This window comes from Eikenella sp. NML99-0057, assembly GCF_001648535.1.
Lineage (GTDB): Bacteria > Pseudomonadota > Gammaproteobacteria > Burkholderiales > Neisseriaceae > Eikenella > Eikenella exigua.
On sequence record NZ_LXST01000006.1, the window covers coordinates 189,843 to 205,588 of the forward strand.

At 56.4% G+C, this 15,746-nt stretch carries 16 protein-coding genes and 3 pseudogenes; 9 read left to right on the forward strand and 10 right to left on the reverse strand.

From position 1 onward, the window contains the following. Positions 1-14: 14 nt before the first annotated feature. On the reverse strand, positions 15-512 hold the full coding sequence (locus A7Q03_RS08100; protein WP_067448872.1) for a cupin domain-containing protein: 498 nt from the start codon (positions 510-512) through the stop codon (positions 15-17). A gap of 356 nt (positions 513-868) precedes the next feature. Further along, positions 869-1,201 (reverse strand): hypothetical protein, encoded by a 333-nt coding sequence (locus tag A7Q03_RS08105; protein ID WP_067686612.1) that lies wholly within the window; start codon positions 1,199-1,201, stop codon positions 869-871. A gap of 385 nt (positions 1,202-1,586) precedes the next feature. Here A7Q03_RS08105 and ffh point away from each other — a divergent pair, with 385 nt between their 5' ends. From ffh to A7Q03_RS10430, 6 genes are all read left to right on the forward strand, one after another. Further along, positions 1,587-2,948, forward strand: coding sequence for a signal recognition particle protein (ffh, locus tag A7Q03_RS08110; RefSeq protein ID WP_067448875.1), 1,362 nt, complete (start codon positions 1,587-1,589; stop codon positions 2,946-2,948). A 207-nt stretch (positions 2,949-3,155) separates the two neighbouring features. Continuing rightward, positions 3,156-3,854 carry a DUF3108 domain-containing protein gene (locus tag A7Q03_RS08115; RefSeq protein ID WP_067448877.1) on the forward strand — a complete coding sequence of 233 codons (699 nt, stop codon included), beginning with the start codon at positions 3,156-3,158 and terminating at the stop codon, positions 3,852-3,854. 129 nt (positions 3,855-3,983) lie between these two features. Next, entirely contained in the window at positions 3,984-5,246 is a 1,263-nt protein-coding gene (locus tag A7Q03_RS08120; RefSeq protein WP_067448879.1) for an RsmB/NOP family class I SAM-dependent RNA methyltransferase, read from the forward strand. 129 nt (positions 5,247-5,375) lie between these two features. Further along, complete coding sequence (grxD, locus tag A7Q03_RS08125) at positions 5,376-5,690, forward strand: Grx4 family monothiol glutaredoxin (RefSeq protein ID WP_067448881.1); 315 nt, start codon at positions 5,376-5,378, stop codon at positions 5,688-5,690. Positions 5,691-5,824: 134 nt separating this feature from the next. Then, complete coding sequence (locus A7Q03_RS08130) at positions 5,825-6,118, forward strand: H-NS family nucleoid-associated regulatory protein (RefSeq protein ID WP_067439840.1); 294 nt, start codon at positions 5,825-5,827, stop codon at positions 6,116-6,118. Positions 6,119-6,420: 302 nt separating this feature from the next. Next, positions 6,421-6,558 carry a hypothetical protein gene (locus A7Q03_RS10430; protein WP_197474760.1) on the forward strand — a complete coding sequence of 46 codons (138 nt, stop codon included), beginning with the start codon at positions 6,421-6,423 and terminating at the stop codon, positions 6,556-6,558. 54 nt (positions 6,559-6,612) lie between these two features. Here A7Q03_RS10430 and A7Q03_RS10885 read toward each other — a convergent pair. From A7Q03_RS10885 to A7Q03_RS08155, 4 genes and pseudogenes are all read right to left on the reverse strand, one after another. Continuing rightward, positions 6,613-7,136 (reverse strand): annotated as a pseudogene (locus A7Q03_RS10885) (ATP-binding cassette domain-containing protein). Next, a pseudogene (locus tag A7Q03_RS08145) lies at positions 7,124-7,807 on the reverse strand (amino acid ABC transporter permease). Before A7Q03_RS08145 ends, A7Q03_RS10885 begins: the two co-directional pseudogenes overlap by 13 nt. A gap of 255 nt (positions 7,808-8,062) precedes the next feature. Continuing rightward, positions 8,063-9,910, reverse strand: coding sequence for a DNA recombination protein RmuC (rmuC, locus tag A7Q03_RS08150; protein ID WP_067448887.1), 1,848 nt, complete (start codon positions 9,908-9,910; stop codon positions 8,063-8,065). 77 nt (positions 9,911-9,987) lie between these two features. Continuing rightward, a complete protein-coding gene (locus A7Q03_RS08155) occupies positions 9,988-10,332 on the reverse strand; it encodes a barstar family protein (RefSeq protein ID WP_067448889.1) in 345 nt (114 codons plus the stop codon). Positions 10,333-10,478: 146 nt separating this feature from the next. Here A7Q03_RS08155 and purB point away from each other — a divergent pair, with 146 nt between their 5' ends. Next, the gene (gene purB, locus A7Q03_RS08160; RefSeq protein ID WP_067448891.1) at positions 10,479-11,846 is read left to right on the forward strand and encodes an adenylosuccinate lyase; all 1,368 of its coding nucleotides are present in this window, start codon (positions 10,479-10,481) and stop codon (positions 11,844-11,846) included. A gap of 256 nt (positions 11,847-12,102) precedes the next feature. On the opposite strand, the gene A7Q03_RS08165 is transcribed toward purB, so the two are convergent. From A7Q03_RS08165 to A7Q03_RS08175, 4 genes and pseudogenes are all read right to left on the reverse strand, one after another. Continuing rightward, entirely contained in the window at positions 12,103-12,426 is a 324-nt protein-coding gene (locus tag A7Q03_RS08165; RefSeq protein WP_231881782.1) for a hypothetical protein, read from the reverse strand. Positions 12,427-12,726: 300 nt separating this feature from the next. Further along, positions 12,727-13,074, reverse strand: a pseudogene (locus A7Q03_RS10645) (tryptophan synthase subunit beta); the annotation flags it as partial. Beyond that, positions 13,070-14,008 (reverse strand): DMT family transporter, encoded by a 939-nt coding sequence (locus A7Q03_RS08170; RefSeq protein ID WP_067448893.1) that lies wholly within the window; start codon positions 14,006-14,008, stop codon positions 13,070-13,072. The pseudogene A7Q03_RS10645 and the gene A7Q03_RS08170, both read right to left, overlap by 5 nt. 53 nt (positions 14,009-14,061) lie before the next feature. Beyond that, positions 14,062-14,646, reverse strand: a complete 585-nt coding sequence (locus tag A7Q03_RS08175) for a uracil-DNA glycosylase family protein (protein WP_067448895.1) — start codon at positions 14,644-14,646, stop codon at positions 14,062-14,064. A 141-nt stretch (positions 14,647-14,787) separates the two neighbouring features. On the opposite strand from A7Q03_RS08175, the gene A7Q03_RS08180 reads away from it, so the two are divergent. Beyond that, a complete protein-coding gene (locus tag A7Q03_RS08180; protein ID WP_067439820.1) occupies positions 14,788-15,006 on the forward strand; it encodes a YdcH family protein in 219 nt (72 codons plus the stop codon). Positions 15,007-15,270: 264 nt separating this feature from the next. Next, complete coding sequence (aroQ, locus tag A7Q03_RS08185) at positions 15,271-15,726, forward strand: type II 3-dehydroquinate dehydratase (protein WP_067448967.1); 456 nt, start codon at positions 15,271-15,273, stop codon at positions 15,724-15,726. Positions 15,727-15,746: the final 20 nt, after the last annotated feature.

Genomic DNA, 15,746 nt, shown 5'->3' on the forward strand with positions numbered 1-15,746 from the left:
GTTATCGCGTCAGATTACTGCGCAGCCGGAGCCGTGCTCGGCAACTGGCCGATAAAGTTGATGAAGCGCAGCGGCCGGCGGCTGGTGTTTTTCAGCGCATGCGACTGACCGGGGCGGGCGATGGTGATGTCACCAGCAGACACAGGCACTTCCTTGCCATCTGTACCCATAAACGTGCCGCGGCCTTCCACAATCAGGTACACGTCTTCATTGTTGGTGTGCTTGTGCAGGCCGATAGACGCACCCGGCGGCAGCGTGAGCCAGCCGATTTCGCGGATAGCGTCTTGCTCGCCGGTTTGGTGGCGGGTGTAGGCAAAACGTCCCAGCAGCCTGCCTTCGCCGCCGCCGGCTTTTTCGCGGTTCCACTGCTGCAAGTTGGACATTCTGTACACCTGCACGCTACGGTCTACCGGCGTTTTGCTCGGTTCGTTCGTGCCCTGCACACCATGCGCCCAAGTGCCGGCGCTGGCAAACAGAGCGGAAGCGACAACGGACAACATCACTTTTTTCATTGGGTATCTCCTGTGGTTGGAATGAAGAGGAAACAAAGGATTTGGTGCAGAATAGGTGGTGGAACGGGAGTGGTCAAGATAGCTCATAAATGGAAACCGGTTTATTTGCTGTTTGTTTGATGTATGCTAAAAATTATGTTTACCAATGCTGCTTGAAAACTTGCCGAAGTACTTTTCAGGTAGCCTTTCGCCTTCACACTTGGTGCAGCAACACCTGCAACACAAACTTGCTGCCCACAGAAATGCTCAGCAGCACAAAACCCGCCAGCATGCTTTGAAACATCAGCTTTTCCAGGCCCAACAGCGGTGGCAAAACGACATCAGCGGCGAAATGCGGTGACTGCGCAGGCGGCGGTTCAGCAGCAAAACCAACGGCGCAAGCAACGCGGCAATATCGAACAGGCCGTACGATAACACCGATGTGCCCACGTGTAGAGAAAGGGCATATTGCCCACCGCATAATCCGCGCCCAGCGCCGGCCACTGCGCGGCAGCCGGCATGGAAAGCGCGGCAAAAGGGTAGAGCAGTTGCAAACCCTTCAGCGAATAAAAGAAACTGCCGCGCCAACACAACAGCAGCATCAACCAGGTAACCAGACACAGGGCATAGCCGATGCCGTTGGGGAAGCGGCTGAGTAGCAGCGGCTGACACACTACCGCCGCGTGCACGGGCAGCTGCGCCACCAGCAACAGCAGCTCACCTTTGAGCGGGCATGGCTGCCGGGCATCCTGCTTCCCGAACCACTAGGCAAACACGCCCATGCCGCCGTAGAGCAACGCAAGCAAAATAAACAATCCGGCCATGCTTCTTTATAGTGTAAAATACTACGATTTTAGCAAACTTTGCGGCCTGTCAGGGGCTGTCTGAAAGCGATGTTTTGGTGAAGCTGAAGTTGGATTTCTCAAAACCGAAAAGCTTGGAAAGGCTACCTGAAAAACCCAGCTTCAACAAAGTTTAAAAAAGCTGTTATCCCTATCCTGAATAAACCATCCATTTGTCGGCCGGGTGAGACTACCCTAAAACAAGACAAGCCAACGCAGCATCTTGGCGGCTTCACCCGGCATAAGGAACAATATGTTAGATAATCTATCCGGCCGCCTCAGCCAGTGGGCCAAAAAAATGCGCGGCCAAGCGCGCCTCTCCGAAGACAACATCAAAGAAGCCCTGCGCGAAGTGCGCATGGCGCTGTTGGAAGCCGACGTGGCGTTGCTGGTGGTGAAAGACTTTATGGCCAATGTGAAAGAACGCGCCGTTGGCCACGAAGTGATCGGCAGCCTCACGCCTGGCCAGGCCTTTATCGGCGTGGTAAACCAGGCGCTTACCGAGCTGATGGGCACGCAAAACAGCAGCCTCAATCTGGCCGCCGTGCCGCCTGCCGTGGTGCTGATGGCCGGCTTGCAGGGGGCGGGTAAAACCACCACCGCCGGCAAGCTCGCCCGCCTGCTCAAAGAAGAGCAGCGCAAGAAAGTGCTGCTGGTGTCGGCCGACGTATACCGCCCTGCCGCCATCGAGCAGTTGCGCCTCCTGGCCGAGCAAGTGGGCGCGGATTTTTTCCCATCCGACGTTTCCCAACAACCCGTGGCCATTGCCCAAGCCGCGCTTGATTACGCCAAAAAGCATTTCTACGACGTGCTGATGGTCGATACCGCCGGCCGATTGGCAGTGGACGAAGTCATGATGGCCGAAATCAAGGCCCTGCATGAAGCCGTGAATCCGGTGGAAACCCTGTTTGTGGTGGATGCCATGCTCGGCCAAGATGCCGTAAACACCGCCCAGGCCTTCAACGAAGCCCTGCCGCTCACCGGCGTTATCCTCACCAAAATGGATGGCGACGCACGCGGCGGCGCGGCACTTTCCGTGCGCCACGTTACCGGCAAACCGATTAAATTCATCGGTACCGGCGAAAAAATCGGCGGCCTCGAGCCCTTCCACCCCGACCGCATCGCCGGCCGCATTCTCGGCATGGGCGACGTGCTTTCCCTGATTGAAGATGTGCAAAAAGGCATCGATCAGGAAGTGGCCGAGCGCATGGCCAAAAAGTTGCATAAAGGCAAAGGCTTCGACCTGAACGATTTCAAAGCCCAAATCCAGCAGATGCGCAATATGGGCGGCATCGAATCGCTCATGTCCAAACTGCCTAGCGAAATGGGGCAGCTTTCCGCACAAATCCCGGAAGGTACGGCGGAAAAAGCCATGAGCAAAGTGGAAGCCATCATCAATTCCATGACCCCGAAAGAGCGCGCCAATCCGGCCCTGCTCAAAGCCAGCCGCAAACGCCGCATCGCCGCCGGTGCCGGCACCACCGTGCAGGAAGTGAACAAAATGCTCAAGCAGTTCGAGCAGTCGCAAAAAATGATGAAAATGTTCGGCGGCAAGGGCATGGGCAAACTCATGCGCATGGCGCAAGGCATGAAAGGCATGTTCCCCGGGCATTAAAATCAGCCTAGCGCAAAATAAAATACCGAAAGACTACCTGAAACTGATGTTTCAGCTTAGCTAAACGAACGTAGGGAATTTTTACAAAGCTAAAATTCCCGTCAAACCATATAACCGCCGCCCCTCCAATGCAAAACTTAAGGCTATGATGCCGCCTCAAAGCTGCTGCGCGCGGCATGCCATCCCTTTTCACCAAAGGAATTTCAAATGACTAGTCTCGCCCTCCGCCTCGGTACTGCCGCCGTCCTGTGCGCCGCCGCGCTGGCCGCGCCCGCCGCCGCTGCCGAAACCGCCTTTCCCAAAAACGCCGAGCTGCACTACATCGGCCCCTACGGCGTGCCCGCCGTGATGACCTTCAACCAAAACGGCGGCCGCTACAACGTAAACGCCGACATCAACGTGCCGCTCTACAAAATGCGCTTTTCCTCCAACGGCAGCATCAGCGGCAACCGCCTGCAGCCCGCCCGCTACAGCGACACCCGCAAAGGTCGCGCCTATGCCGGCGCCACCTTCGACTACGGCAGCAAAACCATCACCTACGGCAAAACCGGCCAAACCGAAAGCCAGCCCATCAGCGGCCCCACTTTCGACCTCTTCACCCTAGCCTGGCAGCTCGCGCTCAACAACGGCCAACTGCCTGCCAACCTGCACATTACCAATGGCAAACGTGTTTATCCCGTTCGCGGCATGACCCGCCTGCCTTCCGCCCGCTACAATATCAACGGTGCCAGCATTGTGGTAAACCGCTTCCGCGTGCAACGCGGCGACGACACCATCGAATATTCCTTCGCCCCCGATTTCGCCAACATCCCCGCCCTCATCAAATACACCGACGACGGAAAAACCTACGAGCTCAAACTGCGCAGCGGCAAAATCGACGGCGCGCCCCTGCAGCCGCCCAAGTAAGCAGCAAACGCAGGCGACCTGAAATGCCAAACCAAACAGACAAGCCGCCCCGCAGCCTGTCTGTTTCTTATCTGCCCATTTTCAGGTAGCCTTACCCCTTCCTAGGCTACCTGAAACCACCACGCCAAAATGACTCCTGCCCAACTCCTCCACACTTCCACCCTGCTCGGCCAAGTGCTCAGCTTCGAGCAGCCTGCCGACGCTCTCGTTTCCGCCTATTTCCGCAGCCACAAAAAACTCGGTCGCCAAGACCGGCACGAAATCGCCGAAACCGTGTTCGCCGCCCTGCGCCATTTGCAGAAAATCCAAAGCGTGCTGCCCGAGCCCGTACGCCAATCCCGCCGCGCCGCGCTGGTCGCCCTGGTATTGGGTCGCGGCATCAGCATTTCCGCCCTGGCCGATTGCGCCAATGCCGAAGAGACTGAGTTTCTAGGCTACCTGAAAGCCAAAAAAACCAAGTTTGCCGAGCAGCTGAACACCGCCGCCGAACTGCCCGAGTGGCTCATTGCCCAACTGCACGCCCAAGGCTGGAGCGACGAACACATCCTCGCCTTCGGCCGCAGCACCGCCACTCCTGCCCCGCTCGATTTGCGCGTGAACACCCTCCAAGCCAAACGCGACAAAGTGCTCGCCCAACTGCAAGATGAAGGCATCCGCTGCGAAGCCACGCCTTATTCGCCGTGGGGCATTCGCCTGCACGACAAATCCGCCCTCATGCGCCACCCGCTATTTTTGGAAGGCACCATTGAAGTGCAAGACGAAGGCAGCCAGCTGCTCGCACGCCTCACCGGCGCGCGGCGCGGCGAAATTATTGTCGATTTCTGCGCCGGCGCAGGCGGTAAAACCCTCGCCTTGGGCGCCGCCATGAACAACAGCGGCCGTCTCTACGCCTTCGATGTGGCCGAAAAGCGCCTGGCCAAACTCAAGCCACGCATGGTGCGTGCCGGCCTCACCAACATCAGCCCGCAGCTCATCGGCAGCGAAACCGACCAGCGCCTCGAACGCCTCATCGGCAAAGCCGACCGCGTGCTGGTGGACGCCCCCTGCTCCGGCCTGGGCACCCTGCGCCGCAATCCCGATTTGAAATACCGCCAATCGCCCGAACGCATCGCCGAATTGGCAAAGCAACAGGCCGCCATCCTCGAAGCCGCCGCCCGCCTGGTGCGCCCCAGCGGCCGTTTGGTGTATGCCACCTGCAGCGTGCTTGCGGCTGAAAATGAACACCAAGCTGAACGCTTCAGTGCCGCTCATCCCGATTGGCAGCTGGCAAACGCCACCGGACTCCTGCCCGATTGCCCCGAACTGTTTTCAGGTAGCCCCTATCTGCAACTCGCTACGGCCACCCATCACACCGATGGTTTCTTTGCCGCCGTATGGATATGCCCCGAATAGTTGTCAGATCGGTTATAGTGCATCAACTTCGCTTCTGCTTCTTGTATCGAAAGCAGATTTAATCCGCTATAATGACTGCTGTTTCGCATCTGCATTTTTATCCATATTTGATCCATAAGAAGAAACACTATGAGCATCCAAGAAGAAATCAGACAATTCATAAACAGCAACCGCATAGTGCTGTTTATGAAAGGCACCAAACAATTCCCGCAATGCGGCTTCTCCTCCCGCGCCGTGCAAATCCTGCAAGCCGCAGGCTGCAATGATTTCGTTACGGTAAACGTATTGGAAAACCCCGAAATCCGCCAAGGCATCAAAGAATACGCCAACTGGCCCACCATCCCGCAGCTGTATGTAAACGGCGAATTCGTGGGTGGCTCCGACATTTTGATGGAAATGTATGAAGCCGGCGAATTACAGGATTTGCTGAAAGCCGAAGCCTGATTTACCATAACGAAACTGAGCCGGTTTGGCGCGTATCTGTGCCAAACCGGCAATTTATTTCTGGCATAAGAAACCGAAATACCCTTATAATCAGCCCCGAAATAAATTTTAACAACCTTCACAAAGGAAACATCATGGCAGCACGTGAGACTTTAGACCAACTCCTGGAACAGAAGAAAACCTTGGAAGACCGAATCCAACGCCGTTTGGTTTCCGAGCGTAAAAAGAAAGTTAATCAAATTCTGGCCATTATGCGAGACTTTGAAATCAGCATTGCCGATATTGAAGCAGGCCTGAAAGAAAAACAAAGCCGCCCGCAATACCGCAATCCGAAAACTGGCGCAGTGTGGGGCGGCGTGGGTAAACGGCCGAAATGGATTGTAGAAGCCCAAGAAAAAGGCATCGACATCAAGAAATTCTTGGTATAACCGTTGCCTACAATAAAAAAGGCTACCTGAAAACTCAAAATCTGTGTTTTCAGGTAGCCTTTTCCATGCTGGGCGGCAGGGAAATGTGCCAATTGGAAAAGCATTTTGAGATTACCATTATGAATTGATATAAGCCGATTTCGGCAGATGCAAAATATCCATTTTATTAACGATAACGGAAGCTTTGTTTTTTGTTCCTGCCACAGGATCAATCTACACGCCGCCCTATTATTTTAACTTCATTGACGCTCACGTTTTCAAGTAGCCTCTACCAATTATATTCCTCCATAAGGATAGCCCATATGGAACAGTTAAACACTCTGTTTCTGATTATGGTCTTGTTTCTGTTTGTCAGTGTGGTGACCACCCGTATATCGGAGCGACTCGGTATGCCTCTGCTGTTGGTTTTCCTCGTTGTGGGCATGCTGGCGGGTGAATAATCCGCGCCGCTGAGAAACTGTTGGGCGCAGCTGCTTTCCGGTTTGGTGAAGAATTTAGCGGATGTACTTTCTTCGATGATGTTTCCTTGACCCATAAAGATAATCTGGTCGGCTACTTTGGCGGCGAATTCCATTTCGTGGGTAACGATGAGCATGCTCATGCCCTCGCGTGCCAGCTCCCACAGCGCGCGCAATGGCGATGCGCTGCTTCTGCCCGCCGGAAAGCTCGCGCGGGAAGGTGGTTTTGCGGTTGAGCAGGCCCACGCGGGCGAGCAGGATGTTGTCGATCACGTTCATGTGGGCAAAAAATTCATAGCTCTGAAACACCATGCCCACTTTCTGGCGGGCGATTTTCCCACGGCACGTTTTTGCCGAATTCGCCCACGCCTTCCATTTCGATGTTGCCGCCCGCCCTGATGCGGCTCCAGGCCGTTGATGCAGCGCAGCAGGGAGCTTTTGCCGCTGCCCGATAGGCCCAAAATCACCACCTCGCCCTTCTCTAGGCTAAAATCCAAGTCCTGCAACACTACGGTGTCACCGTAGCCTTTGCGCAGGTGACGCACGTTTAGCAAAGCCATATCAGCTCTCCTAATTTCTTTTCCAAATAGCCTGTCAGCAACGAAAGCGGCCGGCAGCACAAGAAATACAATATGAAAATCAGGCCATACACCCAAAACGAAGCGTTCGGCATGGTAAGTAGGGAATTCTCGATAATCTGTTGCCTCACCTCCACCACTTCCACCACGCCGGTCAAGGCTGCCAGCGAGCTGGTTTTCACCATACGCGTGAATAGGCTGATTGCGCCTGGCAGTGCCCGCTGCACACTCTGTGGCAACTCGATATACCAAAACACCTACCACCGGTTCAGCTCCAGCGCCTTGGCCGATTCCACCTGATGCTTTTCAATCGATTCCAGCGCGCCGCGCACCAAATCGCCCATCTCGCCGGTGCCCTAAACCACAAACACCCAAATGCATACCCACACACTGTTCAAATGGATATCCGTCTAGGCCGATAGCCCGAAATACAGTACAAACAACTACATCAGAATCGGCACGATCCGCACCACTTCCAAATACAGTGCACCCACAAACCACGCCAGCGGATGATGCACCCGCATCAGCAGCCCGAACAGCGTGTCCAACACACAGGGAAGCGTTATCGAAATCAACGAAATCTTTACCGTGAGCCACAAGCCTTGCGCCAAGCGCGCCGCATTATGGCCGGCAAACAGCCACTCAAGCACCATATTTCTCCTCCTCCGGCCTTTTTTCTACATCGCTAAAAGGAGGTACTAATGTAGATTTAAGAAGCACAAGTGGGGAGACTACCTAACAATATTAAGAAGAGCAGGTAGAATAAAATGTTGGCGTAGTAGTGCTGCTGTTTTACTATTGCATTGTGGTTTACGCTTTCAGTGAGGCACAAATATCGGGCATAAATGCTCAAGTTACGGCAGCATACAATATTAAGAGGCTACCTGAAATTTTCAGGTAGCCTCTCCCTACACCTTGTCTGCCGCGCCGCCTGTTTTATCTTCCAGCGCCTCCGGCTCTTTGCTGCCGGCTTGCTTCACCAGCTGCGCATCGAGCCGTTTGCCGGCTTTCACGCCCATTTGGCGCAGTTTTTCCACGCGGCCGACCAGGTTGCCGCGGCCGCTGTGGAGCTGTTTGTGGGCTGCTTGGTAGCTTTCTTGCGCCTGCTGGAGGTTTTTGCCTACTTTTTCTAGGGTTTCCACAAAGCCGACGAATTTGTCGTAGAGTTTGCCGCCTTCGCTGGCAATCTGCAGAGCGTGGCGGTTTTGGTATTCGTGCCGCCAGATGTTGGCCACGGTGCGCAGGGTGGCCAGAAGCGTGCTGGGGCCGACCAGGATGATGCGTTGGTCGAAACAGGTTTGGAAGAGCTCGGGGTCTTGCTGCAGGGCGAGCAGGTAGGCGGGCTCCACGGGTACGAACATGAAGACGAAATCGAGCGATACCAGGCCTTGGATTTCATCGTAGCGTTTGGCGGCGAGCTCTTTGATGTGCTGGTGTACCGAGGCGAGGTGGGCGGCGAGCTCGGCTTCGGCGGCTTCGGGGCTTTCGGCGCGGGTGTAGCGCACGTAGGCGGTGAGCGATACTTTGGAATCGACGATGATTTGTTTGTTGTCGGGCAGGTTGATGAGCACGTCGGGCTGGAGGTAGCGGCTTTCGCCGTCGCTGTCGGTTTGGCGGCCGCCGCTTTGCACGAAGTATTCGCGCCCTTTCACCAGGCCGGAGTTTTCCAGCACTTTTTCCAGAATCATCTCGCCCCAGTTGCCCTGGCTTTTGTTGCGGCTGCCGGTGAGGGCTTGGGTGAGGGCTTGGGCGTCTTGGTGCAGCCGAGCGTTGAGCTGTTGTAGGCGTTTGAGCTCGTTTTCCAACGTGAGCCGCTCTTTGGCTTCTTTTTCGTAGGTGTTTTGCACGAGCTGGCTGAAGCCTTGCAGTTTTTCGCTCAATGGATTGAGCAGTTGGTCGAGCTCTTGGCGGTTTTGCTCGGAAAAACGGCGGCTTTTTTCTTCGAGGATTTGGTTGGCGAGGTTTTGGAATTGTTCGCCTAGGTTTTGGCGGGCTTGGTTGAGCAGGGCGATTTGTTCGGCGTGGGCTTGCTGCTGCTGTTCGATTTGGGTTTGCACGCGTTCGTGCTGCAGGCGGCTGGCGGCCAGCTCTTGGCGGGTGGTTTCGTAGCGCTGTTGGAGCTGCTGCTGCTGCTCGGCGGCTTCAGCCAGTTGGCTGTTGAGGTGTTGCACGGATTTTTCGGCGGTGGCGGCACGGGTTTGCCAGTTTTGGCTTGCTTCCTGTTCGGCAGCGAGCTGCTGTTTGGCGGCGGCCAGCTCTTGCTGCTGTTGCTGCCGGCGCTCGGCGGCTTCGGCCAAGCTGCGGTCGAGGTGTTGCTTGGATTGTTCGGCGGCCACGGCTCGGGTTTGCCAGCTTTGGGCTTCTTCCTGTTCGGCGGCAGATTGCTGCTTGGCTACGGCGAGCTCACGCAACAGCTGCTGCTGCCGTTCGGCCGCCTCGGCTAGGCGGTTGGTGAAATGTTGCACCGATTGCTCGGCGGTGGCGGCACGGGTTTGGTAATCCTGTGCGGCTTGGCGGGCGGCGGAAAGCTGCTGCTGGCTGTCGGCCAGGCTTTGGGCAGTGTGGCCGAGGTGCTGTTCGCTTTGCTGCCAGGCTTGCTGTTGCAGGGCGAGCTGGTGTTGCAGGCGGTCGGCTTCCTGTTGGTGGCGGTGTTGCGCGGCTTGGTTGCGGGCGTTTTGCCACAGCCAGACGATGAGTGCGCAGAGTAGGACGGCGGCAAAGCAGGCGGCAAGTAGGACGGGGAGGGTGAAGGTCATAAAAGGCTACCTGAAAACGGTGTTTGGGCGCTAAAGCGTGAGCTTCAACGAAGTGTAAATGGGGGAGGGGCGGCGGTTTAATCCGCTATCGAAATCCGCACGATTTTATGCTCCTGCGGGTTACCGTGCCAATAATTGCGGTATAGCTCCAGGCAGTCGGCAATATCGGCAAACAGTTTGGGCTGGCGTTGCCTGAGGTCGGCCAGGCCGCAAAAGGCGATGTGGATTTCGCGTTGCGGCAGCCAGCCCAAGTCGCGCATACAGTCGTTGAGCGAATCGAGGCCGCCGCTGAAACAGGCGGGCAGTTCGAAGGCTTCTTGCATGCGCTGCATCAGGCTGTGCGGGGTTTTGATGTGGGATAAATCTACGCTGACGGCGAGGGCATCCGGGCTGAGTAGGGTTTGGCGGATAAAGCGGCTCATGTGAGAGGCTACCTGAAAACATGAAGTGAAAACGTATTCTACCGCTTTAGCTGTGCAGAATGCGCCAAGCCATCGCTTTCAGGTAGCCTTTCCGCTTTTCGGGTAGAATACCGCCGGTTTGTTGGCCTTTTTTCATAGGAAACCACATGTCTGCCCTGCTTGCCCTTTCCCCGCTCGACGGCCGCTATGCCGCCGCTGTTGAAGCCCTGCGCCCCGTTTTTTCCGAATACGGCCTGATCCGCGCCCGCGTGCGCGTGGAGCTGGAATGGCTAAAATTGCTGGCTGCCGAGCCCGAAATTAGCGAAGTGCCGCCCTTTTCCGCCGCCACCTTGGCCGAAATCGATGCCGTGATTGCCGGCTTTTCGCCCGAACACGCCGCCGAAGTGAAAGCCATCGAAGCCACCACCAACCACGATGTGAAAGCCGTGGAATACTGGCTCAAGCAGCGCTTCGAGAGGCTACCTGAAATCCAAAAGGCAAACGAATTCATCCACTTTGCCTGCACCAGCGAAGACATCAACAACCTTTCCCACGCCCTGATGCTGCGCGAAGCCCGCGATAGCGTGCTGCTGCCCAAACTGGCTGAAATCGCCGCCAAACTGCGCCAAATGGCACACGGCCTGGCCGCCCAACCCATGATGAGCCGCACCCACGGCCAGCCCGCCACCCCCACCACCCTGGGCAAAGAAATCGCCAACGTCCTCGCCCGTTTGCAGCGCCAAACCGCCCAGCTGGAGAAACAGGAATTCTTGGGCAAAATCAACGGTGCCGTGGGCAACTACAACGCCCATCTCTCCGCCTACCCCGATATGGATTGGGAAGCGTATTGCCGCCGCTTTGTCGAACAGTCGCTCGGGCTCACCTTCAACCCCTACACCATCCAAATCGAGCCGCACGACTACATGGCCGAGTTCTTCCAAACCCTCAGCCGCATCAACACCATTCTCATCGATTTCAACCGCGACGTGTGGGGCTACATTTCGCTCGGCTATTTCAAACAAAAAGTGAAGGCTGGCGAAGTCGGTTCCTCCACCATGCCGCACAAAGTGAACCCCATCGACTTTGAAAACTCCGAAGGCAACCTCGGCACCGCCAACGCCATCCTCGGCTTCATGGCCGAGAAACTGCCCGTATCCCGCTGGCAGCGCGACCTGACCGACAGCACCGTACTGCGCAACATGGGCGTGGGCGCCGGCTACACCCTGCTCGGCTGGGCCGCCCACCTGCGCGGCCTGAACAAACTCGAAGCCAACTCCACCGCCATGCAGGCCGACCTCGACGCCACCTGGGAGCTCCTAGCCGAGCCCATCCAAACCGTGATGCGCTGCCACGCTGTGCCGCGGGCCTACGAACAACTCAAAGCCCTCACCCGCGGCCAAGACGGCATCACGCCCGCCACCCTCCAATCCTTCATCCGCGGCCTCGACATCCCCGAAGAAGCCAAAGCACGCCTGCTCGCGCTCACTCCCGCGCTGTATGTGGGCAAGGCGGAAGAGCTGGCCAAGCGGATTTAAGGCCGCCTGCTGGCATTCAACAAAAGGCTACCTGAAAGTTTCAGGTAGCCTTTTATCCTTGCCGTGCAGCCGATTAGGGGCTGCGAACAGGTTTCTAGTAGGCCGAATATTGACTCGCCGGCAGCACGCGGGTGACGCCGTTAGCACCTTGCAGCACGCGCACGCGCTGGCCGGGCTGGAATTGGATGTCGTCTTTCTGCACCACGGAAATCGCATCGCGCGAGCCTTCGAACTGAACTACGATTTCATAGCCGCGTTAGCTGTCGAGCCCGCGGGTGAGCGACTGGGTGCCCAAACCGCCCACCACCGCGCCCAAAATCGCGCTCACTGCCTCGCCCCGGCCTTTGCCGAAATTGCTGCCGCCGATGCCGCCCAGCAGCGAACCGGCGGTGGTGAGCAGCGCGTTGTCTTCGCCGCGGATGGTGGTGGGCGTTACCGACAGCACTTCGCCGTAATATACCCGGGCGGTATTTTGCGCTTGGGAAGTGGTATATTGCAGGGCGGAGCTGTTGGCGCAGCCGCCCAGGTTCAGCAGCAGGACGGCGGATACGGCAGCGGCAAGCATACGTGAAGCAGACATGGCGTTTCCTGAAAGTATGATTAAACAAAATTATATAGTGGATAACATTATAGTGGGTTAAATTTAAACTAGTGCAGCGTTGGCTCGTCTTGTTGTACTACTTGTACTATCTGTGGCTTGCCGCCTCGCTCTGATTTTTGCTGAACCACTATATTTTTCGATATGGAGGAATGCCTGCTTTCCCTGTCGTATGAGGCTACCTGGAATCCGCGTGTTTTGAGTTCGGCTTTGAATAATTGTTCCAGCCACTGGCGTTTTACTCTGTCGCGGAATTTTTCACGCCCGCTTTCAGCTTGCCATGTATTCCACGCGGCTGATGTTGGCCAAAGGGCGGTATTCCGAGTTGATGCTGGGATAGCTGATGCTGGCGGAAACGGAATGTGTGCCGAGCACTTGGCTGTTGTCGTCCCGCAATTAATAGCTGCGGAAACCGTGCAGCACACCGATGAGGCGTATACTGCTTCCAGTATACGGGAAACAGGCCGATGGCGTTGTTGCTGCCACCCACACAGGCCATGGCCACGTTGGGTTGCCGCCCAATCGCTTCCTGCATCTGTGCTTTGACTTCGGTGTCATGTCGTCCATGCGGGTGGTTCATTCTAGCATGGCTTCGTTCATCGTGTCTTTGAGCGTACGGCTGCCACTATTTCACGCTTTCCAAAGCCCGTTTTCTCGCTGCGCCCCATTCCGAAGCCGCAATCCCTGCCGCCACCAAGATTAAGGCCGTGAGCACATAGCCGCCCAGCCGTTCGTCTGGAAAGGCCGCCGCGCCCACCAGCGCGCCGAACACTGGCAGCAGGTTCATCGTGAGCGCCGCCCGCCCCGCGCCAATCGCAATCACGCTTTCCATATAAAACAGCTTGGACAAAATCGCAATAAACACAGCAATATAAAGCAGCAACAACCAAGCCTGCCACGGCGGCAGCCGGAAGCCCCTCTCCACCCCTTCCCACACATAAAACGGCGCACTCGCCACCACCGCCGCTACGCACATCGCCCACAGCAGGCTTGCCCAATGCACCTTCGGCGCAGTGCGCAACGCCAGCGAATAGCCCGCATAAATCAAAGAAGTAGCCAATGCCAGCGCATCCCCTTGCGCCAAACCCGTTTCCAGCAGCGCGGCCGGATTGCCCCGGCCCACCACCCACACCACGCCCATAAACGACAGCCCCACCCCCAGCCATTGCAGCCCATGCGCCCGCGTGCGCCAAAACAGCACCTCCGCGAGCAACACCATTACCGGAATCAGCGCCGTGATAATCGACACATTCACCACCGCCGCTCCGCGCGCAAACGCGCTGTAGAGCACAATATTAAACAGCGCAAACCCGCTGCCGCCCACCAACAACAGCCACAACGCACGCGGCTTGAGCACAGGCAAATCCTCCCGAATCCGCATGCGGAACAACCACGAAAGCAGCAAAGCCGCCAGCACCCAGCGCCAAAACGTAAACTCATAAGGCGAAAGCCAAGCTTTGCCTAGCTTGCCCGCCACATTGCTCGTGGCCCAAAACGCCGGTGCCAAAAACAGCATCACATAAGGGTGCGGCAGGCCGTTTGCCTGCCAAATACGGAAACGCATGGTTTAATCCTCTTGCAACAGCCTGCCGCCGCTAACGGAAGGCTACCTGAAAACTATACCAATCCAGCCATCTCGAAAAACGCCCGATATGCTGCTGCCTTTTTCTGCAAGCTCAGCGGATATGCCCGCGAGGTGGAAGGCAGGCGGGTGAGGGTGAGATGCCGATTGGCTAAAGTGAAGGGCAGCGTTTCGCCGGTTTTCGGCATTTTCGGCGCATCGGGCAGCAGGGAGAGCAGCACTTCGGTGGCCTTGCCGCCGGTGGCGCATATATGGCGGCAGCACGGCAGCTGGGCGAGCACGGCGGGCAAATCCACGGTTTTCACCACGCGTAGGAATTTGTCGGAGGCATTGTCTTGCTCGCGCACGGCCTTGAGCACGGTGGGGCAGGAAGCGATACCGCGCTCGCGTAGGAAGACTTTGATTTTTTCTGCATCAAATGCCTTTTCGCCTATTTTTTGGAAATGTGCGGCATCGTTGAAGAACACGAGCCCGTATACGCGCCACATGTCGTTGATGAAATTGGGATAGTGAAACAGCATGGCGTGCTTTTCCACCTTGGGCGGGAAGGTGCCCATCATCATCACGGTGGCATCCGGAGGCAGCAGGGCGGGGAAGGGGTGGCTTTCGATTTCGGGCATGGCGGCAGTGTAATAATTTGGAGGGTTTCATTATAAAGCGAATAAAAGCAGGAGCCGTTCGATTTTTCCCGCCGGCTATGATAAAGTACAGTCAAGATAAAAAGGTTGTTCAACCCTTACCCACTCGAAAGCGAGAAAACAATGTTCCCCGAATACCGCGACCTCATCAGCCAGCTCAAACAATCCGACAAGCGCTTTGCCCGCCTGTTTGACGAACACAACGAGCTGGATGAAAAAATCGCCAATATGGTTAAAAACCCGGTTACCGGCAATTTGGACGAAGTGGAAGTTCTGAAAAAACAGAAGCTGCATTTGAAAGACCAGCTCTATCAAATTCTGAGACAGCACGACAAGAAATAAATACTTGCCTGGCAAAGGGCACAGAAGGCTACCTGGAAGTTTAGCTTCGCAGAAACTTAGCTGCGCTGCGTTTTCAGGTAGCCTTCGCCGCTTTAAATACGGTTGAAGCTGCTGCTTAACAAATCCTGCCGTTTCCATACAGATAAATACAAAAACTGGACATTTCCCCCACTATCGCCGAAAATGTGCATCTTGCCCGCTAGCGGCAAACTGCGTTTTCAGGCGCAATTATTCATTTCAACCGAATTTAAACTGCTCTCCAGCATGAAACCCGCCATCCTCGTTATGCACGGCCCCAACCTCAATCTTTTGGGGCAGCGCGAACCGGAAATCTACGGCCGCACCACCCTTGCCGACATCAATGCCGGCCTGCAGACGCGCGCCGAAGCTGCCGGTTTTGCCTTTGAAGCCGTGCAGAGCAATGCCGAAGCTGTGCTGGTGGAGCGTGCCCAGGCGGCTATGGCCGACCATACCGCCTTCATTATCATCAACCCGGCAGCCTACACCCACACCAGCGTCGCCCTGCGCGATGCGCTCGCCGCCGCCGGCAAACCCTTTATTGAAGTCCACCTCTCCAACGTGCACGCCCGCGAGCCCTTCCGCTGCCATTCTTATTTTTCCGATTTGGCGCAGGGCGTGATTTGCGGGCTGGGCGCACACGGCTACTCCGCCGCGCTGGATTTCGCCATTGAATACTTGCAACAAAAACAGGCTGGCTAAAGCCCGGCTCCGAATCCCTT